This window comes from Serratia sp. CY33525, assembly GCF_052169115.1.
Classification (GTDB): Bacteria; Pseudomonadota; Gammaproteobacteria; order Enterobacterales; family Enterobacteriaceae; genus Serratia; species Serratia sarumanii.
The window spans coordinates 177997-201261 of record NZ_JBJNLK010000008.1 but is presented as its reverse complement, the minus strand read 5'-3'; the positions used below and the strand labels follow the sequence as shown (position 1 = coordinate 201261).

The window sequence follows — 23265 nt, the reverse complement described above, 5'->3', positions numbered from 1 at the left end:
TAATTTCCGCTTACTTTTTACGGCCGCCGGTGATCGAGCCCAGCACGCCGCGCAGGATCTGGCGGCCGAGATCGCGCGCCATGCTCTTGGCGGCGGTCTGGACAATGCCGTCGCGCTTGCCGCCGCGCGGGCCGGTGGAACCGAACAACAGCTCGTTCAGGCCGTCCATCAGGCCGCCGCCCGCCTGCTGTTGTTGCTGTTGCGCCTGCGGTTGCTGCCCCTGCTGCGGGGTGCCGACGGTGGCAAAACCGCCCGACGACAGCTTCTCGTAGGCGGACTCGCGGTCGATCATATCCTCATAGCGGCCATACAGCGGCGACTTGTTGATCGCACTGTTCAGCCCTTCCGCGCCGAGCATGCCCATTTTGGATTCCGGCGCGATCACCATCGCCCGCTCCACCACATTCGGCCGGCCCTTCTCGTCGAGGAATGACACCAGCGCTTCACCCACGCCCAGCTCGGTGATCGCCGTTTCGGCATCGAAGGCCGGATTGGCGCGCAGGGTTTGCGCCGCCGTCTTCACCGCCTTCTGATCGCGCGGCGTGAAGGCGCGCAGCGCATGCTGCACGCGGTTACCCAGCTGGCCCAGCACGCTGTCCGGGATGTCCAGCGGATTCTGGGTGACAAAGTAAATGCCGACGCCTTTGGAGCGGATCAGGCGCACCACCTGTTCGATCTTGGTCAGCAGCGCCGCTGGCGCGTCGTTGAACAGCAGGTGCGCCTCATCGAAGAAGAACACCAGCTTCGGCTGTTCAGGGTCGCCCACTTCCGGCAGGTGCTCGAACAGCTCAGCCAGCAGCCACAGCAGGAACACCGAATACAGCTTCGGCTGATTGATCAGCTTGTCCGCCGCCAGCAGGTTGATCACGCCGTGGCCGTTGGCGTCGGTTTTCATCAGATCGTTGATGTCGAGCATCGGCTCGCCGAAGAACTGGTCAGCGCCCTGCTCTTCCAGCGTCAGCAACCCGCGCTGAATGGCGCCGATCGACGCGGCAGAGATATTGCCGTACTGGGTCTGGAATTGTTTGGCGTTGTCGCCGACGAACTGCATCATGGTGCGCAGATCCTTCATGTCCAGCAACAGCAGCGCGTTGTCATCGGCGATCTTGAACACCAGCTGCAGCACGCCGCTTTGCACCTCGTTCAGATCCAACAGGCGCCCCAGCAGCAGCGGCCCGAGATCGGAAATCGTGGCGCGGATCGGGTGCCCCTTTTCACCGTAAATATCCCACGGGATAATGGTGCAGGCCTGCGGCTGCCAGTCGCTGACGCCGATCGCCGCCAGGCGCGCCTGCAGTTTCTCGGAAGGCACGCCCTCGGCGCCGATGCCGGACAGATCGCCCTTCACGTCCGCCAGGAACACCGGCACGCCGATGCGCGAGAACTGTTCGGCCATTTTCTGCAGCGTCACCGTCTTGCCGGTGCCGGTTGCCCCGGTGATCAGCCCGTGGCGGTTGGCCAACGCCGGCAAAATCACCAGATCCTGCTCCGGTTTTCCGTCTTTCATCGCTTTGGCGATAATCCGTGGTTCACTCATTTTCTGTTCCTTTGACGCTGACGCGGCGCGAAACGCGCCTGTGGATGCAATAAAGCTATAAGCGCCGCGTAACCCCGTCAAGGACAAACAAAATGGGTGCCGTCGGGGCCTGATGAATTCAGATTGCGCTTAGCGTCAAAGCGCCTTTGCTTGAACAATAAAGCACCAGTGCTATAGTGAGCATTACGCTGTATATACGAGGTAAATACCATGTCTGAATCTACCGTGGTAATCCGCGTGGATGAAGAGTTAAAAACCGCTTTCGCCAGCGCGGCAAAGGCCGCCGATCGCACGGCTTCGCAACTGCTGCGTGATTTCATGCGCGAGTTTGTCAGCCGCCAGGCGCAACAGGAAGAGTACAACCAGTGGTTAAAGGAAAAGGTCGAGGTAAGCCGCAAGGCGTTGCGTGAAGGCAAATTCGCCGACGATGAAGAGGTGGCCGCTTATTTCGCCGAACGCAGAGCCAAATCAACGCGATAAAACACAAAAGGACTTTTGTGAAACTGACATGGACGGAACCCGCCATCGCCGATCGTCTGGCGATTTATGAATGGTGGAACTTAAAAATCCGGCCGCCGCCGCAGAAAATGATGCAAAAATCGCTGACGCGGCGGCACGCCTCGTGCATCATCCCGCCAGCGGGAAAACAGGGCGGATAGCCGGTACGCGCGAGCTGGTCATCTCCCCGTCCTATTTGCTGGTCTATGAATGGGCGACTCAACGCGTCATCGTATTGGCCATCGTGCATACTCGCCGTCGGTGGCCGCCGGCATAGTCACCCCCGCAGCCCCAGTTGCTCCTTCAGCGTCTTCAAATAGCGCCGGCTGACCGGCACCGGATCGCCGGCCGACATGATCATCTCCGCCGCGCCGCCCTCTTCGAAGCGGATCTCGCGCACCTGCTCCAGATTGACCAGATACTGCCGATGGCAGCGCACCAGCGGCGTGCGGCTTTCCAGCGTGCGCAGCGTCAGCTCGGTGAAACACTCCATGCCGTCGCTGCGCACCACGAAGACCCCGCTCAGTTTGGAGCGGATCGCCAGCACTTCGTCGAAGCGCAGCAGATAGATGCGGCTGTGGCCGGTGCAGGGAATGTATTTCAGGTAACCGGCGCTCTCTTCCAGCGCCGTCACGTCCTGCGGCGCACTGCGCTGCCGCAGGCGTTGCAGCGTCTTGCTCAGCCGCTTCGGCTCCGCCGGCTTCAGCAGATAGTCGAAGGCGTGCTCCTCGAATGCCTGCACCGCGTATTCGTCGTAGGCGGTCAGAAACACGATGTGCGGCATGCGGTTGGGATCCAGCATGCCGACCATTTCCAGCCCGCTGATGCGCGGCATCTGGATATCGAGAAACACCACGTCCGGCTGCAGCCGGTGGATCTGGCTGATGGCTTCAATGGCGTTGGCGCACTCGCCGATAATCGCGATCCCCGCTTCAGCTTCCAGCAGGTGGCGCAGGTTGTCGCGCGCGGAAGGTTCATCGTCAACAATCAGTGCGTTTAACATCAGGCGGCCCTCTTCATGGGGACATTGAGCGTAATGCGGGTGTAGGCGTCCGGCTGGCAATCCACCTGCACGCCATAGCCTTCGCCGTAGCGCACGCGAATGCGTTTATCCACCAGATTCATCCCCAGCCCGCTGCAGTTCGGCTTCGGCTGGAACAGCCCGGCGTTGTCCGTCACCTGCAGCAGCAGATGCTCCCCTTCGCAGCAGGCGCCGATTTCGATGCGGCCCACGCCCAGCAGATGCGAGGTGCCATGCTTGATGGCGTTCTCGACGATCGGCTGCAGCGAGAACGCCGGCAGCCGCACCGCCAACAGCGCCTCCGGCAGCGATACCGCGATCTCCAGCCGATCGGCGAAGCGCGCTTTCTCGATCTGCAGGTAGGCGTTCACGTGTTCAATCTCGTCCGCCAGGCTGACTTCGTCATCGGAACGTTTGAGGTTTTTACGAAAGAAGGTCGAGAGGGACTGCACCAGATCGCAGGCGCGTTCGCCATCGCGGCGGATCACCGCCACCAGAGTATTCAAGGCATTGAACAGGAAATGCGGATTGACCTGCGCATGCAGCAGCTTGATCTCCGACTGCGCCAGCAGCTGCTTGTGACGCTCGTACTGTCCGGCCATGATCTGCGCCGACAGCAGGCTGGCGATGCCTTCGCCCAGCGTACGGTTGATGGTGCTGAACAGCTGGCTTTTCGGTTCGTACAGTTTGATGGTGCCGATCACCCGCTGGTTTTCGCCGCGCAGCGGGATCACCAGCGTCGATCCCAGCTTGCAGGCCGGATTGATCGAGCAGCAGTAAGAGAGCTGATTGCCGTCGGCGTACACCACCTCGTTGTTGTCGATGGCGCGATGCGAATGCACCGAGGCGATCGGCGTGCCCGGCAGGTGGTGGTCGTCGCCGATGCCGATAAACGCCAGCAGCTTGTCGCGATCGGTGATCGCCACCGCGCCGATGCCCAGCTCCTGATAGATCACCCGGGCGACCTTCATGCTGTTCTCCTGATCGAAGCCCTGCCGCAGGATGCCCTCGGTGCGCTCGGCGATCTTCAGCGCCTTGGAAGAGAAGGCGCTGGTGTATTTTTCGAACATCGCACGCCTATCCAGCAGGATTTGCATGAACATCGCCGCACCGACGGTATTGGCGATCATCATCGGCAGCGCGATGTGCTCCACCAGCTGCAACGCTTCGTCGTAGGGGCGCGCCACCGCCAGGATGATCGCCATCTGCAGCACTTCCGCCACCAGCGCCACGCCACCGACAAACAGCGGATTGAACAGCAGCTCGATGCGCCCGCGGCGCATGGCGATGCTGTGTACGATGCCGCCGACCAGGCCTTCCGACACCGTGGAAATCGCGCAGGCCACGTCGGTCATGCCGCCGAGCGTATACCGGTGCAGGCCGCCGGTCAGCCCGACCAGAAAGCCCACCGACGGCCCGCCCAGCAGACCGCCCAGGACCGCGCCTATCGCGCGGGTGTTGGCGATCGAATCCTGAATGTGCAGCCCGAAATAGGTGCCCATGATGCAGAACACCGAGAAGATCACGTAGCACAGCAGCTTGTGCGGCAGGCGGATGGTCACCTGCATCAGCGGGATGAACAGCGGGGTTTTGCTCAGCAGATAGGCGATAACGAGATAGACGCACATCTGCTGCAACAGCAACAGCACCTGGTTAAATTCATACATGGCAGCAACTCATCCAGAGACAACAAAGGGCGAACGCCGGATTTCCGGTCTGATTATTGTCTGCCGATTAGAGCATGAGGCGCGGGAGAAAACAGTGATGAAGGCAAGGCTTCGGGAGGAAGGAGCGGCCGACCCCAACGGGATCGGCCAAAAAACTTACGGCAGCACCTTGGCCGACAGAATCACCACCGGTTTGGTCGGCACATTCTGGTAAGGGCCGACGTTGCCGGTCGGCACCTGGGCAATTTTGTCCACCACGTCCATGCCTTTCACCACTTTGCCGAACACCGCGTAGCCGAAGTCACGCTGGCCGTGATCCAGGAAGGCGTTATCCGCCACGTTCAGGAAGAACTGGCTGGTGGCGCTGTCCTTGTCGGCGGTGCGCGCCATCGAGATGGTGCCGCGCAGGTTGCGCAAGCCGTTGTCGGCTTCGTTCTTGATCGGCGCCTTGGTGGATTTTTGCTGCATGTCAGCGGTGAAACCGCCGCCCTGGATCATAAAGCCCGGGATCACGCGATGGAAAATGGTGTTGTTGTAGTACCCGCTGTTCACGTAATCGACGAAGTTCTGGGTGGAAACCGGTGCCTTCTGGCTGTCGAGCGCCAACTCGATATTCCCCGCCGAGGTCGTCAGCATGACGTGGGTCTCACCGGCGGCGAGTGCGGCTGGCGCCATCGCTGTGAGGGAACACAGCGCGACGAAGGTCACTAAAGTACGTTTGAACATTAACGGGTCCTTTCTCTGAGAGACAAACAACGGAAAAGCGCTTTGATTCTAAAGAGCTGTATCGGCAAGTACCAGCCATTTACCTATATTTACCCAATTACGGGACATATCCTAGGCGGCCCTGAATTTTGCTGCGGAAAGTATGGGCGCAGAAGGCTTTTTTGCCAACCGCATCACGCATTTTTTGCCCCGCGCCGCCCTGGGTTGATTTTTGCGATCTGCCTCCCAGTTTGCACACGCATTGCCGTTACTCTATATAAATGAGAGCGCTCTCATTATAAAAAGAGCGGATACTGAAGCATCCCACGGCGGCGTCGCCGCGCAACCCCTGGAGAAATGACGTGAGTGAACTGATGACTGAAGTCAGCCCCGAGTTTGAAAGCACCATCATGGAACTGCTGGTGTTCTCCGGCAGCGCGCGCAGCAATGCGTTGACGGCGCTGCGGCAAGCGCGCGCCGGCGATTTCGCCGCCGCGGCCAAGCACATGGCCGAGTCCAAAGAGTGGGTGAAGAAAGCACACCTGATCCAGACCGAGCTGATCGGCCTGGACGAAGGCTGCGGCAAACTGGCGATCAACCTGATCACCGTGCATGCGCAGGATCATCTGATGAACGCCATGGTGATCCAGGATCTGGCCGACGACATGATCGAGCTCTATCGCCGTCAGTCGCAGACGGAGGGCCGCCCATGAGCGCACTCAAAATCGCCGTGATCGGCGGCGGCAGCAGCTACACTCCCGAGCTGGTGGACGGGCTGATCCAGCGCATCGAGGAGCTGCCGGTCACCGAGCTGGCGCTGGTGGACGTCGAACCGGGCCGGCAAAAAGTGGAAACCATCGCCGCCCTGACCCGCCGCATGCTGGCGCGCCACGGGCTGGAGCAGGTGAAGGTCAGCGTGCACTTTGCGCTGGACGACGCCATTCGCGGCGCCGCCTTCGTGCTGACCCAGTTCCGCGTCGGGCAACTGCCGGCGCGCGCCGCCGACGAACGGCTGGGCCTGAAATACCAGCTGCTCGGCCAGGAGACCACCGGCGTCGGCGGCTTCGCCAAGGCGCTGCGCACCATCCCGGTGATGCTGGACATCGCTCGCCGGGTGGAAAAACTGGCGCCGGACGCCTGGATCATCAACTTCACCAACCCGGCCGGCATCGTCACCGAGGCGGTGTCCCGCTTTACCAAAGCGAAGATCATCGGCCTGTGCAACGTGCCGATCAGCATGCATCACATGATCGCCAACATGCTGCAGGCGCCTTACGCCGACGTGCAGCTGCGCTTCGCCGGCCTGAACCACATGGTCTGGGTGCATCAGGTCACGCAGCAGGGGCGCGACGTCACCGCCAAGGTGATCGACATGCTGTGCGACGGCGCGGCGCTGACCATGAACAACATCAAGGAAGAGCCCTGGCAGCCGGACTTCCTGCGCGCACTCGGCGCCATCCCCTGCCCCTACCACCGCTATTTTTACCAGACCCGCGAGATGCTGGCGGAAGAGATGGCCGCCGCCGGCGAGCGCGGCACCCGCGCCGAGCAGGTGATGCAGGTGGAGAAAGAGCTGTTCGAGCTGTATGCCGATCCGCAGCTGAACACGAAACCGGAGCAGCTCAGCTTCCGCGGCGGTTCTTTCTATTCCGAAGTTGCGCTGGAGCTGATTCGTGCTATCCATAATAATCTCGGCACGCAATTAGTGGTCAACACCGCAAACCGCGGCGCTATCCATGGCCTGCCGGACGATGCTGTGATAGAAATCAACTGTATCGTTGATGCTCAGGGCGCGCACCCGCTGACCTTCGGCCCGCTGCCAGAGCCGATGCAGGCCCTGACGCAGCAGGTGAAAGCCTACGAACGCCTGACCATCGAGGCGGCGGTGCACGGCGATCGCCGCAGCGGGTTGCTGGCGCTGATCGCCAACCCGTTGGTGGGCAACGCCAACCTGGCGCAGCCGCTGCTGGAAGAGGTGTTGACGATAAACGCGCCGTATTTGCCGCAGTTCAGGTAAGCGGCTATACGCAGCCAGACAGGGGTTCGGCGCGCCGAACCCATTTTTTTAGCCGTAATTCAGGAGTGGGACGATGGTGACACTGGAAGATGTCGCAGCGCTGGCGGGCGTTTCGCGCGCCACCGTATCGCGCGTGGTGAACGGCGACAGCAACGTCAAGGCGCCGACCCGCGAGAAGGTTGAACGCGCCGTTGCCCAGCTCGGTTACACCCCCAACCCGGCGGCCCGCGCGCTCGCCTCCAGCCACAGCAATACCCTTGGGCTGGTCACCACCTCGTACCGCGGCGGCTTTTTCGGCGCGCTGATGGACTTCGTGCAGACCGAGGCCGAATCCCACGGCAAACAGCTGCTGGTGACCCAGGGCCGCAACAGCGCCGAAAACGAATGGCAGGCGGTGCAGCGGCTATTTAGCCTGCGCTGCGACGGCGTGATCCTGCACGTGCGTTTTCTCAGCGACGATCGGCTGCGCCAATTGGCGGCGGAGCAACGTGATTTCGTGTTGCTCGATCGTCTGGTGCCGGGGCTGGAAGACCGCTGCGTCACCTTCGATCACCCGCTCGCCAGCCGCATGGCGACGCAGCAGCTGCTCGATGCCGGGCACCGGCGCATCGCCTGTATCAGCGGCCCGCGTGAACGCCCGTCGAGCCGCCTGCGGCTGCAGGGATTTGAAGAGGCGATGCAGGCGGCGAATATCGATCCGGTGGCCTGCCTGGAGGGCGTCTACGATCTGGAAAGCGGTTACCGCTGCGCCGATCGGCTGCTGCGGCAAGCCGCGCGGCCCAGCGCCATCTACTGCTGCAACGAAGAGATGGCGATCGGCGCGCTGCTGGCGATCAACGAACACCGCCTGCGGGTGCCGCAGGATATCTCCTTGATCTGCTACGACAGCGGCGAACGCGCGCCTTTCGTGCGCCCGGCGTTGAGCAGCGTACATTTTCCCATCAGCGAGATGGCCCAATACGCGGCGCGCAGGTTGATCGACCCCGCCACCCCGGCGCACCGGTTTGAGCCGACGATCGTCAACCGTGATTCCGTTGTGACGGTACGCAAATAGATCACAATAATGCACACCGGCCCTTCATGGGTTACATCAAAAAATCGACAGCCATCACAAAAAATCCCGTTGTCTGTGCTAGGATCCGCCCCCTGGTGGCCTGATCGGGACTTTTTTCTGCGTTTGCCAGGAAAAGCCAGCGGCCTTATGCCAGCGTTAAAACCTCTAACAGACATATTCAGGCCTATACAATGAATGACAGTAACCGCATACGGCTTACCTGGATCAGCTTCTTTTCGTACGCGCTGACCGGTGCTTTAGTGATCGTCACAGGGATGGTGATGGGAAACATTGCAGAGTACTTTAACCTGCCGGTTTCCAGCATGAGCAACACCTTTACTTTCCTCAACGCCGGTATTTTGATTTCGATCTTCCTCAATGCCTGGCTGATGGAAATCATCCCGCTGAAGCGTCAACTGATCTTCGGCTTTGTCCTGATGGTGCTGGCGGTCGCCGGGCTGATGCTCGGCAAGAGCCTGACCATGTTCTCGCTGTGCATGTTTATCCTCGGCGTGGTTAGCGGTATCACCATGTCGATCGGCACCTTCCTGATCACCCACATGTATGCCGGCCGCCAGCGCGGTTCGCGCCTGTTGTTCACCGACTCCTTCTTCAGCATGGCCGGGATGATCTTCCCGATCGTCGCCGCGATGCTGCTGGCCCGCCATATCGGCTGGTACTGGGTTTATGCCTGCATCGGCCTGCTGTACGTGGGGATCTTCGTGCTGACCCTGTGCTCCGAATTCCCGGTGCTGGGCAAGAAAGGCGCCGACGCCGGCCAGCCGGTCGAGAAAGAAAAATGGGGCATCGGCGTGCTGTTCCTGTCGATCGCCGCGCTGTGCTACATTCTCGGCCAGCTGGGCTTCATTCAGTGGGTGCCTGAGTACGCCACCAAGTCGTTCAACATGGACATCGGCCAGGCCGGTAAGCTGGTGAGCGACTTCTGGACCTCTTACATGGTCGGCATGTGGGTGTTCAGCTTCATCCTGCGCTTCTTCGATCTGCAGCGCATCGTGACCGTGCTGGCCGCACTGGCTACCGGCGCGATGTACCTGTTCGTCAGCACCGACAACCCGGAGCACCTGGGCTACTACATCATGGCCCTGGGCTTCGTTTCCAGCGCCATCTACACCACGCTGATCACCCTCGGCTCGCTGCAGACCAAGGTCTCCTCGCCGAAGCTGGTCAACTTTATCCTGACCTGCGGCACCATCGGCACCATGTTGACCTTCGTGGTTACCGGCCCGATCGTGGCGAAAGGCGGCGCGCACGCGGCGCTGACCACCGCCAACGGCCTGTATTTGGCGGTGTTCGTGATGTGCCTGCTGCTGGGCTTCGTGACCAAGCACCGCAGCCACGGCCACGTGACGCACTGATCCGCACACAGGGCTGAATTCATCGTCGTTGACTGATAATGCCCCTCTCCTTAGATAAATGCCGGCCGCTTCTACCTGGCCGGCATTTTTTATTCTCTCCTCTTTTCCATAAGCTGGGCCAACGCGCCCTGGGCCGGTGGCATAACCGAGTTTCATTTCCAATCCGCGCTGTGACGGAACATAATTAAATGGGCATTGTATAAAATGCCAACACTCCTTATATTTGAAAACTCCGATTAATGAGAAACAGCGCAGCCCTATCGGCGGCTGTTCACTTATCATTTTCACTCACTCAGCGCTCAAGCATCACCATCAAATATATATAAAGGAATATCATAAATGAAAAAGATAGTTTATGCCTTATTCTTAATGTTGATAAGCAACGCCCCCGTCTATGGTAAAAATACGTCATTCACAACAGCGTCGGCCATTAATGCGCGTAACACAACACATCAATTCCTCTTAAGTGCGAAAAACGCCTATGAGATTTATAACCTGGAAAAACTGGAAAATGCATTATCCTCGGCTCACCAGAGTGCGCCACAACGCTTGGATGTCCTATTTAGCCTGGGAAATACCTACATACTGCAAGGAGATATTCATAAGGCACTAGACGTCTATGCCAGAATAAATACCCAAACCGGTGGTGATATTGATGCGCTGACCTATCTGGTGATGTACAAACACTATCTGGGGCAACCATTTACCAATGAAATGTCAGCCCTAAAGAAAATCAGTGAGCAACGAGCAAAAGATGTGGCGACAATAATCGGTAATATCAACGAGCAATTAGCCATGCCAATAGCGGAAAAACTTCCCGCCGGCTATAACAAAAACAACCCAGCACTAATTATCACCTTGGGTTATGCATTAAAAGAAGATGGTACCATGGATAGCATCTTGATCGACCGGCTGGAAAAAACCTTAGCCATGGCTAAAATGCTGCCTGAGGCTAAAATTGTCGTAACAGGCGGCGTGCCGAAACATGATAAAAGCGAAGGCATCGAAATGAAGCAATGGCTGATTCACCAAGGCATAGATGAAAACCGGATAATTGCCGAAAACTACGCGACAGATACCGTAGAAAATTTTATTTATTCGCGTTACATCATCAAACAAGAAAAACGAAATAACATTGTCATCGTCAGTTCCGCAACCCATGTGCGCAGATGCCATGTCATTTTACAATCCCTCGCTCTGGCCAAAGGGGAACATTATGACATCACTACCGTCGCAGCCCCTGACGCCTCCGAAGAAGAAATGAAATTCGAAGGGAAACGCAAACTGGGTATCTATCGTGATGCGCTGCGCGCCTATGGATTGTATATGATTTCTGCCGCACCTGAATTCTCGCTAAACTGATAGCGTGCTCCCGGATGGACGGCGCCATCCGGGATTCGATTCACTGCTCAGGGCTGGCTCAGCTCAATTCCCAACCAGGAAGGTACAGGGCGGGCATTGCCGTCAGGTTGTTTTATCGGCGAACACCAGGCGCCAGAGTTAGAACAACTGCTCTTGGGTAACTCGCCGCCCCCCCATTTCGCCGCGCCGTCCTTAATCACTAAGGCGGCGGAGCCGCCGCCGTCCAGTTCTATCGCTACCTTGGCCTCCAATGCCCGGAACAACGCGGTCAGATCCCCACGGTCAATGCCGTCACGGTAAGCACCGCCGTGAAAAATATAAAGACGATCCTGCTGGTTATGGTAACCCAGGGCAATCCGGGTCGTTTGGGCTGGCCCATTATCCGGCTGCCCTTCCGGACCATCATCACGCCGTGGAATCAACGAGGTACCGGAAAAGGCCACAAATTGGCCTCTCATATTAGTTAGCTTATTAGCGTAATTCGTAGCCTCTCTGCTGAAACGATCGGTATTTATTACAATATGCAACGGAACTCCAGGTTGATTCATTTCCCAAAAAAATGTGTCAACCGGCGCGGCTTTATTATGCTCATCAACAAAATGGCGCAGCCCAGGGAAATAATCACTGGTTTCTTGCTCAGGCTGTGTTGAACCACCGCTAATATTGTCATAATACATACCAAGCGGCGTTGCACAGCCATTACTCAGCCAGGTAGTACCGTTTCTTTGCGCCCTGATATCAAAATAATTAACGTTTAGCACAATGTCAGGGAAAGCTAACCGCCCCCATGCGCCAACCGGATAATAAATTTCAGATGATTGCCGCCTCCCGTCATCCGTTACCGCATTGTTATTCATCTCACAGCGCAACGACGTCCTTTTTTTCATATCCAGAAGCAATGACGGCACTCGTTTTCTCACATCAGGAATCACCAACAACACGCCATTTTGATTATTGGCATAATATCTATCAACGTTTGAGCGCATGGGTATTTGATGGTCTTTATCAAAAATATAAGCAAACGGTTCATCTTTATGCTTCTCTATTTCATCATTTAGCTTCATTAAGGTTTCAGCACCATCAGGGTCGATGTTTACTTCCTTACTTAAACGAACATAGATATCATTAGCGCTGCCTATTTTATCAGCATGTACGGTCGCGTTGAGCGTAAACGTATATCTCCCAGACCTTGGTGTTGGTATCACCTTGACGAAGCGCTTATCTCTGCCAAATCCATATAACTGAAAGAGCTGCTGACTTTCTCTCCCTGTTTCATCATGTTTTATCCCGACCAGCATGCTCAGTTTATAAGGCTCTTCCCAGTCATACCAAAAGCCCGAACTATAATCCTGATACTTGTTCACCCATAGAATTAAAACCATCTTCCCATCGACATACTTTTCGCACATCGTGAACATGGCATACCTATCTCTGTTAGCCGAATACTTCTCCGTGGCACGTTCATCGCAATTGGGATCCTGAATATTTATATCATCAAATTCATTGGTCGGATCCGTAACGCTACCTTCACCGGCCAACGCCGCATAGCATGCCCCGCCATAAACCAGAAAACCAAACAATGCTATTCGGCGGAAAGATAACATTAAACCTTGCATATCAGACACCAATAAAGTTAACAATCAATCACAAACAACTAGATTAAAACCTTATAAATATCCACAAATTAAAGTGAAACAATAAAAATAATTGATTAAGATCAATATCAACACTTTATTATCCAACAATGTGAAGATATAGGCTATAAATAGCCGAAGCGTGGCATTTCGTGATAAAGAACAATGCATATAGAATTATTTCAATGAATGATTGTTAGATATTCAAATTATAAAGAGAGTTCTTAATCGACCGATCAATAATGTACACCGCGTTGCCGGAATTATCGTGAGAGAACGGCCCACAACATATAATGTTCACCATTATTGTCGCGGGCAAAAGAACTGGCTAACGCCGAAAATCCACCGTTTCATCCTGCTGCAGATGCAGCGTGGTTTCCGCCGGCCGCGTTTCGGCGATCACCGCCCCCAGGCGAATCGAGTAGCGCACCGGCGTCTGGCGGCGCACCGCGTCGAAGCCGCTTTCCGCCGGCAGGATCACCAGGTTGGCGCAGTTGCCGGCCGCCAGGCCGTAGTCGCTCAGGTTAAGGGTGCGCGCGCTGTGGCTGGTGATCAGCTTCAGCCCGTCGTCGATCTGGCAATAGCCCATCAGCTGGCACACGTGCAGCCCCATATGCAGCACCTGCAGCATGTTGGCGGTGCCGAGCGGATACCAGGGATCGAACACGTCGTCGTGGCCGAAGCAGACGTTGATCTGCGCCTCCAGCATCTCCTTCACCCGCGTTACGCCGCGCCGTTTCGGATAGCTGTCGAAACGGCCCTGCAGGTGAATGTTCACCAGCGGATTGGCGACGAAGTTGATGCCGGACATTTTCAGCAGGCGGAACAGCCGCGAGGCGTAAGCGCCGTTGTAAGAGTGCATCGCCGTGGTGTGGCTGGCGGTGACTTTCGCCCCCATCTCCAGCTTCAACGCCAGCGCCGCCACGGTCTCGACGAAGCGCGATTGCTCGTCGTCGATCTCATCGCAGTGCACATCCACCAGCCGATCGTATTTTTGCGCCAGCGCAAACGCCTTATGCAGCGACTCCACGCCGTACTCGCGGGTGAATTCGAAATGCGGAATGGCGCCCACCACGTCGGCCCCCAGCCGCAGCGCCTCTTCAAGCAGCGCTTCGCCGTTGGGGTAGGAAAGGATCCCCTCCTGCGGGAAGGCGACGATCTGCAGCGTCACCCAGGGCGCCACCTCCTGTTTCACCTCCAGCATGGCGCGCAGCGCGGTCAGCGTGGGATCGGAAACGTCGACGTGGGTGCGCACATACTGCACGCCGTTGGCGATCTGCCACTTGAGCGTTTGCCAGGCGCGCTGCTTGACGTCTTCATGGGTCAGCAACGCTTTGCGTTCGGCCCAGCGCTCAATGCCCTCGAACAGCGTGCCGGACTGGTTCCAGGCCGGCTGACCGGCGGTTTGCGTGGTATCCAGGTGAATATGCGGTTCGACGAACGCTGGCAGCGCCAGCCCGCCCTGCGCATCCAACACGTCGCTGCGCCACTCCTGCCCTTCCGGCTGCGGCACCAGATGCGCGATGCGCCCCTGTTCGATCGCCAGTTGCCACAACCCTTCATGCCCGCTTAAACGCAGGTTATCGATAAACTTCAATGGACGTTTCGCCACCCTTCACCTCTGCCGTTGCGCTGGTTTTCTTCATCATACTGGCAGCGGATCGCGCTGACAAAGTCACCGTTGCCTGCCTACCCCCTGTGTTTACTCCCTGCGGGGTAGTTTGCATGCAAACTGACTCGCTTCAGCTAAAGGTGAATAAAATCCGCAACTTATCAAAAAACGTGAAAAATCATCCATATACCACGTTAGAGGTATATGAGGGTGTGATTGATTTGCATCAATAAATTGCCCATTGGGAGAGATAAGGTAAGCCTAGGAAACCAGAATTTTGAGGCAATAATGAGCAGAGTCAAACTTGCCGTCGTCGGCAATGGCATGGTCGGCCACCGGTTCATCGAAGATCTGTTGGATAAAGCAGACAAAGACCAGTTCGAAATCACCGTATTTTGCGAAGAGCCGCGCATCGCTTACGATCGCGTGCACCTCTCTTCCTACTTCTCGCACCACACCGCCGAAGAGCTGTCGCTGGTACGCGAAGGCTTTTACGAAAAACACGGCGTGAAGGTGCTGGTCGGCGAGCGCGCCATCACCATCAATCGCGACGAGAAGGTCATCCACTCCAACACCGGCCGCACCGTCTATTACGACAAGCTGATCATGGCCACCGGTTCCTATCCGTGGATCCCGCCGATTAAAGGTTCGGATAGCCAAGACTGCTTCGTTTACCGCACCATCGAAGACCTGAACGCCATCGAAGCCTGCGCGCGCCGCAGCAAACGCGGTGCGGTGGTCGGCGGCGGGCTGTTGGGGCTGGAAGCCGCAGGCGCGCTGAAAAGCCTGGGGGTGGAAACGCACGTGATCGAGTTCGCCCCGATGCTGATGGCCGAACAGCTCGACCCGATGGGCGGTGACCAGCTGCGCCGCAAGATCGAGCGCATGGGCGTCAAAGTACACACCGGCAAAAATACCCAGGAGATCGTCAACGGCGGCGGCACCGCGCGCAAAACCATGCATTTCGCCGACGGCAGCCTGCTGGAAGTGGATTTCATCGTGTTCTCCACCGGCATCCGCGCCCAGGACAAGCTGGCGCGCCAGTGCGGGCTGGAGATTGGCCGCCGCGGCGGCATCGCCATCAACGACAGCTGCCAGACGTCGGATCCGGACGTCTACGCCATCGGTGAGTGCGCCGCCTGGCGCGATCGCACCTTCGGCCTGGTGGCGCCGGGTTACAAAATGGCGCAGGTGGCCGTCGATCACCTGCTGGGCCGCGAAAACGGCTTCCAGGGCGCCGACATGAGCGCCAAGCTGAAGCTGCTGGGCGTGGACGTCGGCGGCATCGGCGATGCTCACGGCCGCACCGAGGGCGCCCGCAGCTACGTTTATCTGGATGAAAGCAAAGAAGTCTACAAACGCATCGTGGTCAGCGCCGACAACAAAACCCTGCTCGGCGCGGTGCTGGTGGGCGACACCAGCGATTACGGCAATCTGCTGCAGCTGGCGTTGAACGGCATCGAGCTGCCGGAAAACCCGGACGGCCTGATCCTGCCGGCTCATGCGGGCAGCAAACCGGCCATCGGCGTGGATTCGCTGCCGGAAAGCGCGCAGATCTGCTCCTGCTTCGACGTCAGCAAAGGCGACATCATCCAGGCGGTCAACAAAGGCTGCCACACCGTGGCGGCGCTGAAGGCCGAAACCAAGGCCGGCACCGGCTGCGGCGGCTGCATCCCGCTGCTCACCCAGGTGTTGAACGCCGAGCTGAGCAAGCAAGGCATCGAGGTCAACCATCACCTGTGCGAACACTTCGCCTACTCGCGCCAGGAGCTGTTCCACCTGATCCGCGTCGAAGGCATCAAGTCGTTCGAGGCGCTGCTGGCCAAATACGGCAAAGGCTACGGCTGCGAAGTGTGTAAGCCGACCGTCGGCTCGCTGCTGGCTTCTTGCTGGAACGAATACATCCTCAAGCCGCAGCATACGCCGCTGCAGGATACCAACGACAACTTCCTCGGCAATATCCAGAAAGACGGCACCTACTCGGTGATCCCGCGCTCCGCCGGCGGCGAAATCACCCCGGACGGCCTGCTGGCCATCGGCCAGATCGCCAAGGAGTACAACCTCTACACCAAAATGACCGGCTCGCAGCGCATCGGCATGTTCGGCGCGCAGAAAGACGACCTGCCGGCCATCTGGCGCAAGCTGCTCGCCGCCGGCTTTGAAACCGGCCACGCGTATGCCAAGGCGCTGCGCATGGCGAAAACCTGCGTCGGCAGCACCTGGTGCCGCTACGGCGTCGGCGACAGCGTCGGCTTCGGCGTCACGCTGGAGCATCGCTACAAAGGCATCCGCACCCCGCACAAAATGAAGTTCGGCGTCTCGGGCTGCACCCGTGAATGCGCCGAAGCGCAGGGCAAGGACGTCGGCATCATCGCCACCGAGAACGGCTGGAACCTGTATGTCTGCGGCAACGGCGGCATGAAACCGCGCCACGCCGATCTGCTGGCCGCCGACCTCGATCGCGATACCCTGGTGCGCTACCTCGACCGCTTCATGATGTTCTATATCCGCACCGCCGATAAGCTGCAGCGCACCTCGGTGTGGCTGGAGAGCCTGGAAGGCGGCATCGATTACCTGCGCAAGGTGATCATCGACGACAAGCTCGGCATCAACGACCAGCTGGAAGCGGAGATCGCCCGCCTGCGCGATGCGGTGATCTGCGAGTGGAAAGAGACCGTCGAGCACCCGGAAACGCAGCTGCGCTTCGCCCACTTCGTCAACAGCCCGCTGCGCGATCCGAACGTGCAGGTGGTGGCCGAACGCGACCAGCACCGCCCGGCGCGCCCTGACGAGCGCATTCCCGTCACCCTGATCGATACCGAGGAGAGCCACGCATGAGCCAGTGGATTACCGTTTGTCCCGTCGCCGACATTCTGCCCGGCACCGGCGTGTGCGCCCTGATCGGCGATCGGCAGGTGGCGGTGTTCCGCCCCTATGCCGACGAGCAGGTTTTTGCCATCAGCAATATCGACCCGTTCGCCCAGGCCAGCGTGCTGTCGCGCGGCCTGATCGCCGAGCATCAGGGCGAGCTGTGGGTCGCCAGCCCGCTGAAGAAACAGCATTTCCGCCTGTACGACGGCCACTGTCTGGAAGACGACAGCCGTTCCGTCGCCAGCTTCGCCAGCCGGGTGGTCGACGGCATCGTGCAAGTCGCGGCATAACCTTTCGGGAGGCAACATGTTTACCGACACGATCAACAAATGCGCCGCCAACGCGGCGCGCATCGTCCGCCTGGCGAAGGAGAGCCCGCTCGGCTTTTGGATCAGTTCGGCGATGGCGGGCGCCTACGTCGGCCTCGGCATCATCCTGATCTTCACCCTCGGCAACCTGGTCGACCCAAGCGTGCGGCCGCTGGTGATGGGCGCCACCTTCGGCATCGCGCTGACGCTGGTGATCATCGCCGGTTCCGAGCTGTTCACCGGCCATACGATGTTCCTGACGCTCGGCGTCAAGGCCGGCACCATCCGCCAAAGCCAAATGTGGGCGGTGCTGCCGCAAACCTGGCTCGGCAACCTGCTCGGCTCGGTGCTGGTGGCGCTGATGTATTACTACGGCGGCGGCAGCCTGCTGCCGGTGGATACCAGCCTGGTGCACAGCGCCGCGCTGGCGAAAACCACCGCGCCGGCCGAAGTGCTGTTCTTCAAGGGCGTATTGTGCAACTGGCTGGTCTGCCTGGCGATTTGGATGGCGATCCGCGTCGAAGGCGCCGCCAAATTCATCGCCATCTGGTGGTGTCTGCTGGCCTTTATCGCCTCGGGTTACGAACACTCCGTCGCCAACATGACGCTGTTCGCCCTCTCCTGGTTCGGCAACCACAGCGAGGCCTACACCCTCGCCGGCATTGGCCACAACCTGCTGTGGGTGACGCTGGGCAACATCCTGTCCGGCTCGGTGCTGATGGGCCTGGGGTATTGGTACGCTACGCCGCGCACCGAACGCCCGCAGGCGGCGAAAGCCGCCGCACGTCAGACCGCCTGAGTTTTCGGGGGCGCATTTTGCCCCCATACTGATTCTCCCGAGGAGTGCCGATGGACTACCTGCCGATTTTCTGCCAACTGCAACACAAAGCCTGCCTGCTGGTGGGCGGCGGCGAGATCGCCGAACGCAAGGCGCGCCTGCTGCTGGACGCCGGCGCGGCGCTGACCGTCAACGCCCTGGCATTCAGCCCACAGTTCCACCACTGGGCTGGAGAAGGCTTGCTGACGCTGGCCGAGGGCGAATTCAGCCCGGCCCTGCTGGCGGAAAAATGGCTGGTGATCGCCGCCACCGACCGGCTGGAGGTCAACGCACTGGTGTATCAGTGCGCCAACCAGCAGCGGGTGTTCTGCAACGTGGTGGACGATCCGAAACGCGCCAGCTTTATTATGCCGTCAATCATCGATCGTTCGCCGATCATGGTGGCGGTGTCCTCCGGCGGCAAAGCGCCGGTGCTGGCGCGGCTGCTGCGCGAGAAGCTGGAAGCGATGCTGCCGCAGCACCTCGGCAAGCTGGCCCAGCTGGGCGGCTCGCTGCGGCAGCGGGTAAAACAACGCTTCAGCAGCCTCGGCGCTCGCCGTCGCTTCTGGGAACGGTTATTCGCCCACGATCGGCTGGCGCAGTCGCTGGCCAACGACGACGCCGCGCTGGCCGAACGCCAGCTCGAGCAGCTGTTCAGCGAACGGCCGGAAGATCGCGGTGAAGTGGTGCTGGTGGGCGCCGGGCCGGGCGATGCCGGCTTGCTGACGCTGAAAGGGCTGCAGCAGATCCAGCAGGCCGACGTGGTGGTTTATGACCGGCTGGTCTCCGAAGAGATCATGACGCTGGTGCGCCGCGACGCCGAACGCATCTTCGTCGGCAAACGCGCCGGCCACCACTGCGTGCCGCAAGAGCAAATCAACCAAATCCTGCTGCAGCAGGCGCTGCAAGGCAAACGCGTGGTGCGCCTGAAGGGCGGCGATCCCTTTATCTTCGGCCGCGGCGGCGAAGAGCTGGAGACGCTGGCGGACGCCAACGTGCCGTTCTCGGTGGTGCCCGGCATTACCGCCGCCTCCGGCTGTTCCGCCTACAGCGGCATCCCGCTCACCCACCGCGACCATGCGCAGAGCGTGCGCCTGGTGACCGGCCACGCCAAGGCCGACGGCGGATTGGACTGGGCGACGCTGGCCGCCGGGCAGCAGACGCTGGTGTTCTATATGGGGCTAACGCAGGCAGCGGAGATCCAGCGCCAGCTGATCGCACACGGCTTGCCGGCCGCCACACCGGTAGCGCTGGTGGAAAACGGCACGTCCTGCCGCCAGCGGGTGATCGAAGGCGAGCTCGGCCAACTGGGCGCCTTGTCCCTGCAGGCCGCCAGCCCCAGCCTGATCATCGTCGGCAGCGTGGTCAGCCTGCGCAGCAAGCTCAATTGGTTCGCCAGCGAGGAACCGCCCGCCGGCCTGGCGCAAATGGCGTGATACCGACGTAAAAAAAGCGGCCTTTGGCCGCTTTTTCTATTCGCGCCGGCGTTACGCCTGCGGCGGTACGAAACCGACGGCCTGATAGACCTTCGCCAGGGTTTCCTGCGCGCGCGCGCGGGCCTTGGCGGCGCCGTCGCGCATCACCTGCTGCAGATAGGCTTCGTCGTTGCGGAAGCGATGGTAGCGCTCCTGCAGCTCACCCAGCATGCCGGAGACGGCTTCCGCCACCGCGCCTTTCAGGTGGCCGTACATCTGGCCCTCGAACTCGGCTTCCAGCTGCGCGATGCTCTTGCCGGTCACGCCGGCGAGGATATCCAGCAGGTTGGAGACGCCCGCCTTGTTGACCACGTCGTAACGCACGACAGGCGGCTCTTCCGAGTCGGTCATTGCGCGTTTGATCTTCTTGGTCACCGCTTTCGGATCTTCCAGCAGGCCGATCACGTTGTTGCGGTTGTCGTCCGACTTGGACATCTTCTTGGTCGGCTCCTGCAGCGACATGACGCGCGCGCCGGATTTAGGAATGAACGGCTCCGGCACTTTGAACACGTCGCCGTACAGCGCGTTAAAACGCTGGCCTACGTCGCGGCTCAGTTCCAGGTGCTGTTTCTGGTCTTCGCCCACCGGCACCTGATTGGTTTGATACAGCAGGATATCGGCCGCCATCAGCACCGGATAGCTGAACAGCCCGGCGTTGATGTTCTCCGCGTAGCGCGCGGATTTGTCCTTGAACTGCGTCATGCGGCTCAGTTCGCCGAAATAGGTGTAACAGTTCAGCACCCAGCTCAGCTGCGTGTGCTCAGGCACGTGCGACTGCACGAAGATGGTGCTTTTTTCCGGATCGATACCGCAGGCCAGGTACAGCGCCAGCGTATCCAGCGTGGCCTTGCGCAGCTTCTCGGCGTCCTGGCGCACGGTGATGGCATGCAGATCGACGATGCAGTAGATGCAGTCGTAGTCGTCCTGCATCTGCACCCACTGACGCAGCGCACCCATGTAGTTGCCGATGGTCAGTTCGCCGGACGGCTGCGCGCCGCTAAATACGATGGGCTTACTCATGTTTAAATTTCCTGATTCTCTAAAGATGACAGCCCAAGAGCGGGCAACAAATCGGCGAAGCGCTCCAACACCCGATCGGGGTGGCTCAGGGCGATCGATTCGCCGTAGTTATAACCGTAGGTAAAGCCGACGCTCGGACAACCGGCACCCTGCGCGGCTTGAATATCGTTGCGGGAGTCGCCGACGAACAGCAGTTCATGCGCCCGCAGCCCAAGCTTGCCGAGCACCAGGTACAGCGGCGCCGGGTGCGGTTTCTTTTCCGTCACGTCGTCGCCGCCGATCACCAGCGAGAAATAGTCGCCAATGCCCAGCGCCGCCAGCAGCGGTGCCACGAACGGCGTCGGCTTGTTGGTCACCAATGCCATCGGGTAACCGTGCGCGGCCAGCCGGGCCAGCGTCTCTTGCACCTGCGGGAACAGGCGGCTGCCGCTGTCGACGGTCTGCGCGTAGAAATGGTCGAAGCGTTCACGCAGCCGGCTGCACTGCTCCGGCGTGCCTTCCGCTTCCGCCCAGCGCAGCGCGCGTTGCACCAGCACGTCGGCGCCGTTGCCGATCCAGGTGCCGACCCGTTCTTCACCCGCTTGCGGCAGGCCCGTCTCTTCCAGCGCCATATCGATGGCGGCTGCCAGACCCGGCGCGCTGTCGACCAGCGTGCCGTCCAGATCGAAGGCCAATGCGCGGATCGCGCCGAAATCAGCCATGGGTAACCTTCGCCAGCTCGCTGCGCATCTCGTCGATCACCTTGCGGTAGTCCGGCTGGCCAAAGATGGCGGAACCGGCGACGAACATATCGGCGCCCGCGGCGGCGATTTCGGCGATGTTGTCCACCTTCACCCCGCCGTCGACTTCCAGGCGGATATCGCGGCCGCTGTCGTCAATCAGCTTGCGCACCTGGCGCAGCTTGTCCAGTGTGCCGTGAATGAACGACTGGCCGCCGAAGCCCGGGTTAACCGACATCAGCAGGATCACGTCGATTTTATCCATCACGTAATCGAGGTAGCTCAGCGGCGTGGCCGGGTTGAACACCAGGCCGGCTTTACAGCCGTGCTCTTTGATCAGCTGAATGGTGCGATCGACATGCTCGGAAGCTTCGGGGTGGAAAGAGATATAAGACGCGCCGGCCTTGGCGAAATCAGGCACGATGCGATCCACCGGCTTGACCATCAGGTGCACGTCAATCGGTGCGGTAATGCCGTAGTTGCGCAGCGCTTCGCACACCATCGGGCCGATGGTCAGATTGGGCACGTAGTGGTTGTCCATCACGTCGAAGTGCACCACGTCGCCGCCTGCGGCCAGCACGTTGGCGGTATCTTCACCTAACCGGGCAAAATCTGCCGACAGAATGGACGGGGCAATCAAAAACTTTTTCATCCGCTTCTCCAAACGTAGGGTCGAGTTGTTATGCGCCGGGGTGCCCCCGGCTTAGCGATACAGCGCCAAAAGCTCGTTCACTTTGCTGCGGCCGAGAATGTTGCGGCTGATCGTGCGGCGCGCTTTCACCACATACAGCGCGGCATGCTGGTACCAGTCGCGCGTCAGCTCGGTATCGTGATTGGAGATCAATACCGGTACCTGGCTCTCTACCGAGAGCTGGTGCGCCAGATGCGCCAGGCTCTGCTGATCGGCGATGCTGAAGCTGTTGGTGTGGTAGGCGGTGAAATTCGCCGTCGCCGACAGCGGCGCATAAGGCGGATCGCAATACACCACGGCGCCGGCCACGGCCTTCGCCATGGTATCGCGGTAATGCTCGCAGACAAAAGTGGCATTGCGCGATTTTTCGGCAAACCAGTAGAGCTCTTCTTCCGGGAAGTACGGTTTCTTGTACCGGCCAAACGGCACGTTGAACTCGCCGCGCAGGTTATAGCGGCACAGGCCGTTATAGCAGTGGCGGTTCAGGTACAGGAACAGCAGCGCCCGGCGGTAAGGCTCGGTGCTAGTATTGAACTCTTCTCGCAGCAGGTAAAACTGATCCGAGTTATTGAATTCATCGGCGAAAAGCGTGCGGGCATCGCGCACGAAGTCATCCGTGCGCAGCTTAACGATGTTATACAGGTTGATAAGATCGCTATTGATGTCGGCGAGAATGTAGGCGTCGTAATCCGTATTCAGAAAGACGGATCCCGCACCCACGAAGGGCTCGATTAAGCAGTCTCCCGCCGGCAGATGGCGACGAATCTCATCTACCAGCGGGTATTTTCCACCAGCCCATTTTAAAAAAGCGCGGTTTTTCTTCATGCCGTCAATTAGCTACTTATACAATTCAGAGCGGCGGATTGTACTCTGTTTCAGAC

General features: G+C 59.3%; 21 protein-coding genes. 11 read left to right on the top strand and 10 right to left on the bottom strand.

Annotated features, from left to right (window positions below):
* Positions 1–10: 10 nt before the first annotated feature.
* Positions 11–1537, bottom strand: a complete 1527-nt coding sequence (locus ACJ8IM_RS19255) for a helicase HerA-like domain-containing protein (protein WP_033654863.1) — start codon at positions 1535–1537, stop codon at positions 11–13.
* Between the two features lie 210 nt (positions 1538–1747).
* On the opposite strand from ACJ8IM_RS19255, the gene ACJ8IM_RS19250 reads away from it, so the two are divergent.
* Positions 1748–2017, top strand: coding sequence for a hypothetical protein (locus ACJ8IM_RS19250; protein WP_033654862.1), 270 nt, complete (start codon positions 1748–1750; stop codon positions 2015–2017).
* Between the two features lie 70 nt (positions 2018–2087).
* Positions 2088–2312 (top strand): type II toxin-antitoxin system RelE/ParE family toxin, encoded by a 225-nt coding sequence (locus ACJ8IM_RS19245; RefSeq protein ID WP_229601722.1) that lies wholly within the window; start codon positions 2088–2090, stop codon positions 2310–2312.
* On the opposite strand, the gene btsR is transcribed toward ACJ8IM_RS19245, so the two are convergent.
* The 3 genes from btsR to ppiA form a co-directional block, all read right to left on the bottom strand.
* Complete coding sequence (gene btsR / locus ACJ8IM_RS19240) at positions 2313–3038, bottom strand: two-component system response regulator BtsR (protein ID WP_033654861.1); 726 nt, start codon at positions 3036–3038, stop codon at positions 2313–2315.
* Positions 3038–4723, bottom strand: coding sequence for a sensor histidine kinase (locus ACJ8IM_RS19235; RefSeq protein WP_033654860.1), 1686 nt, complete (start codon positions 4721–4723; stop codon positions 3038–3040). Before ACJ8IM_RS19235 ends, btsR begins: the two co-directional genes overlap by 1 nt.
* Before the next feature lie 156 nt (positions 4724–4879).
* Complete coding sequence (gene ppiA / locus ACJ8IM_RS19230) at positions 4880–5449, bottom strand: peptidylprolyl isomerase A (RefSeq protein ID WP_033636286.1); 570 nt, start codon at positions 5447–5449, stop codon at positions 4880–4882.
* 353 nt (positions 5450–5802) lie between these two features.
* Here ppiA and ACJ8IM_RS19225 point away from each other — a divergent pair, with 353 nt between their 5' ends.
* The 5 genes from ACJ8IM_RS19225 to ACJ8IM_RS19205 all read left to right on the top strand — a co-directional run bounded on the left by ACJ8IM_RS19225 (position 5803) and on the right by ACJ8IM_RS19205 (position 11237).
* Positions 5803–6141, top strand: a complete 339-nt coding sequence (locus tag ACJ8IM_RS19225; protein ID WP_033638609.1) for a PTS lactose/cellobiose transporter subunit IIA — start codon at positions 5803–5805, stop codon at positions 6139–6141.
* Entirely contained in the window at positions 6138–7445 is a 1308-nt protein-coding gene (locus ACJ8IM_RS19220; RefSeq protein ID WP_033649315.1) for a 6-phospho-beta-glucosidase, read from the top strand. The genes ACJ8IM_RS19225 and ACJ8IM_RS19220 overlap by 4 nt, the downstream gene beginning before the upstream one ends.
* A gap of 73 nt (positions 7446–7518) precedes the next feature.
* A complete protein-coding gene (locus ACJ8IM_RS19215; protein ID WP_033654859.1) occupies positions 7519–8499 on the top strand; it encodes a LacI family DNA-binding transcriptional regulator in 981 nt (326 codons plus the stop codon).
* A 191-nt stretch (positions 8500–8690) separates the two neighbouring features.
* Complete coding sequence (tsgA, locus tag ACJ8IM_RS19210; RefSeq protein WP_033636290.1) at positions 8691–9875, top strand: MFS transporter TsgA; 1185 nt, start codon at positions 8691–8693, stop codon at positions 9873–9875.
* Between the two features lie 339 nt (positions 9876–10214).
* Positions 10215–11237 (top strand): YdcF family protein, encoded by a 1023-nt coding sequence (locus ACJ8IM_RS19205; protein WP_051917647.1) that lies wholly within the window; start codon positions 10215–10217, stop codon positions 11235–11237.
* Between the two features lie 47 nt (positions 11238–11284).
* Here ACJ8IM_RS19205 and ACJ8IM_RS19200 read toward each other — a convergent pair whose 3' ends face one another.
* Together ACJ8IM_RS19200 and ACJ8IM_RS19195 are read right to left on the bottom strand one after the other, a co-directional pair.
* A complete protein-coding gene (locus ACJ8IM_RS19200) occupies positions 11285–12853 on the bottom strand; it encodes a phosphodiester glycosidase family protein (protein ID WP_101455699.1) in 1569 nt (522 codons plus the stop codon).
* A gap of 346 nt (positions 12854–13199) precedes the next feature.
* Positions 13200–14468, bottom strand: a complete 1269-nt coding sequence (locus ACJ8IM_RS19195; protein ID WP_277949678.1) for a cytosine deaminase — start codon at positions 14466–14468, stop codon at positions 13200–13202.
* Positions 14469–14771: 303 nt separating this feature from the next.
* On the opposite strand from ACJ8IM_RS19195, the gene nirB reads away from it, so the two are divergent.
* From nirB to cysG, 4 genes are read left to right on the top strand one after another with little or no spacing between them, the layout of a single operon-like run.
* Positions 14772–17321 (top strand): nitrite reductase large subunit NirB, encoded by a 2550-nt coding sequence (nirB, locus tag ACJ8IM_RS19190; RefSeq protein ID WP_041036997.1) that lies wholly within the window; start codon positions 14772–14774, stop codon positions 17319–17321.
* Entirely contained in the window at positions 17318–17644 is a 327-nt protein-coding gene (gene nirD / locus ACJ8IM_RS19185) for a nitrite reductase small subunit NirD (protein ID WP_019456155.1), read from the top strand. Before nirB ends, nirD begins: the two co-directional genes overlap by 4 nt.
* 16 nt (positions 17645–17660) lie before the next feature.
* Positions 17661–18461 carry a nitrite transporter NirC gene (nirC, locus tag ACJ8IM_RS19180; RefSeq protein ID WP_033649319.1) on the top strand — a complete coding sequence of 267 codons (801 nt, stop codon included), beginning with the start codon at positions 17661–17663 and terminating at the stop codon, positions 18459–18461.
* A 50-nt stretch (positions 18462–18511) separates the two neighbouring features.
* A complete protein-coding gene (gene cysG, locus ACJ8IM_RS19175; RefSeq protein WP_049213867.1) occupies positions 18512–19915 on the top strand; it encodes a siroheme synthase CysG in 1404 nt (467 codons plus the stop codon).
* Between the two features lie 51 nt (positions 19916–19966).
* Here the strand turns inward: cysG and trpS are convergent, their stop codons facing one another.
* The 4 genes from trpS to dam are packed head-to-tail and all read right to left on the bottom strand — an operon-like array spanning position 19967 to position 23209.
* On the bottom strand, positions 19967–20974 hold the full coding sequence (gene trpS / locus ACJ8IM_RS19170) for a tryptophan--tRNA ligase (protein WP_025304534.1): 1008 nt from the start codon (positions 20972–20974) through the stop codon (positions 19967–19969).
* Between the two features lie 2 nt (positions 20975–20976).
* Entirely contained in the window at positions 20977–21675 is a 699-nt protein-coding gene (locus tag ACJ8IM_RS19165; RefSeq protein ID WP_015379295.1) for a phosphoglycolate phosphatase, read from the bottom strand.
* On the bottom strand, positions 21668–22345 hold the full coding sequence (gene rpe, locus ACJ8IM_RS19160; protein WP_004930320.1) for a ribulose-phosphate 3-epimerase: 678 nt from the start codon (positions 22343–22345) through the stop codon (positions 21668–21670). Before rpe ends, ACJ8IM_RS19165 begins: the two co-directional genes overlap by 8 nt.
* Before the next feature lie 51 nt (positions 22346–22396).
* Entirely contained in the window at positions 22397–23209 is an 813-nt protein-coding gene (gene dam, locus ACJ8IM_RS19155) for an adenine-specific DNA-methyltransferase (RefSeq protein WP_004930319.1), read from the bottom strand.
* Positions 23210–23265 lie beyond the last annotated feature (56 nt).

What these genes read in the sequence shown, in the direction of transcription:
- ppiA (WP_033636286.1), bottom strand. Translation starts at nt 5,449, where the DNA reads ATGTTCAAACGTACTTTAGTGACCTTCGTCGCGCTGTGTTCCCTCACA.
- ACJ8IM_RS19255 (WP_033654863.1), bottom strand. Translation starts at nt 1,537, where the DNA reads ATGAGTGAACCACGGATTATCGCCAAAGCGATGAAAGACGGAAAACCG.
- ACJ8IM_RS19200 (WP_101455699.1), bottom strand. Translation starts at nt 12,853, where the DNA reads ATGCAAGGTTTAATGTTATCTTTCCGCCGAATAGCATTGTTTGGTTTT.
- ACJ8IM_RS19250 (WP_033654862.1), top strand. Translation starts at nt 1,748, where the DNA reads ATGTCTGAATCTACCGTGGTAATCCGCGTGGATGAAGAGTTAAAAACC.
- ACJ8IM_RS19220 (WP_033649315.1), top strand. Translation starts at nt 6,138, where the DNA reads ATGAGCGCACTCAAAATCGCCGTGATCGGCGGCGGCAGCAGCTACACT.
- nirB (WP_041036997.1), top strand. Translation starts at nt 14,772, where the DNA reads ATGAGCAGAGTCAAACTTGCCGTCGTCGGCAATGGCATGGTCGGCCAC.
- btsR (WP_033654861.1), bottom strand. Translation starts at nt 3,038, where the DNA reads ATGTTAAACGCACTGATTGTTGACGATGAACCTTCCGCGCGCGACAAC.
- trpS (WP_025304534.1), bottom strand. Translation starts at nt 20,974, where the DNA reads ATGAGTAAGCCCATCGTATTTAGCGGCGCGCAGCCGTCCGGCGAACTG.
- nirD (WP_019456155.1), top strand. Translation starts at nt 17,318, where the DNA reads ATGAGCCAGTGGATTACCGTTTGTCCCGTCGCCGACATTCTGCCCGGC.
- dam (WP_004930319.1), bottom strand. Translation starts at nt 23,209, where the DNA reads ATGAAGAAAAACCGCGCTTTTTTAAAATGGGCTGGTGGAAAATACCCG.
- ACJ8IM_RS19165 (WP_015379295.1), bottom strand. Translation starts at nt 21,675, where the DNA reads ATGGCTGATTTCGGCGCGATCCGCGCATTGGCCTTCGATCTGGACGGC.
- nirC (WP_033649319.1), top strand. Translation starts at nt 17,661, where the DNA reads ATGTTTACCGACACGATCAACAAATGCGCCGCCAACGCGGCGCGCATC.
- ACJ8IM_RS19215 (WP_033654859.1), top strand. Translation starts at nt 7,519, where the DNA reads ATGGTGACACTGGAAGATGTCGCAGCGCTGGCGGGCGTTTCGCGCGCC.
- rpe (WP_004930320.1), bottom strand. Translation starts at nt 22,345, where the DNA reads ATGAAAAAGTTTTTGATTGCCCCGTCCATTCTGTCGGCAGATTTTGCC.
- ACJ8IM_RS19245 (WP_229601722.1), top strand. Translation starts at nt 2,088, where the DNA reads ATGGTGGAACTTAAAAATCCGGCCGCCGCCGCAGAAAATGATGCAAAA.
- ACJ8IM_RS19205 (WP_051917647.1), top strand. Translation starts at nt 10,215, where the DNA reads ATGAAAAAGATAGTTTATGCCTTATTCTTAATGTTGATAAGCAACGCC.
- tsgA (WP_033636290.1), top strand. Translation starts at nt 8,691, where the DNA reads ATGAATGACAGTAACCGCATACGGCTTACCTGGATCAGCTTCTTTTCG.
- ACJ8IM_RS19225 (WP_033638609.1), top strand. Translation starts at nt 5,803, where the DNA reads ATGACTGAAGTCAGCCCCGAGTTTGAAAGCACCATCATGGAACTGCTG.
- ACJ8IM_RS19235 (WP_033654860.1), bottom strand. Translation starts at nt 4,723, where the DNA reads ATGTATGAATTTAACCAGGTGCTGTTGCTGTTGCAGCAGATGTGCGTC.
- cysG (WP_049213867.1), top strand. Translation starts at nt 18,512, where the DNA reads ATGGACTACCTGCCGATTTTCTGCCAACTGCAACACAAAGCCTGCCTG.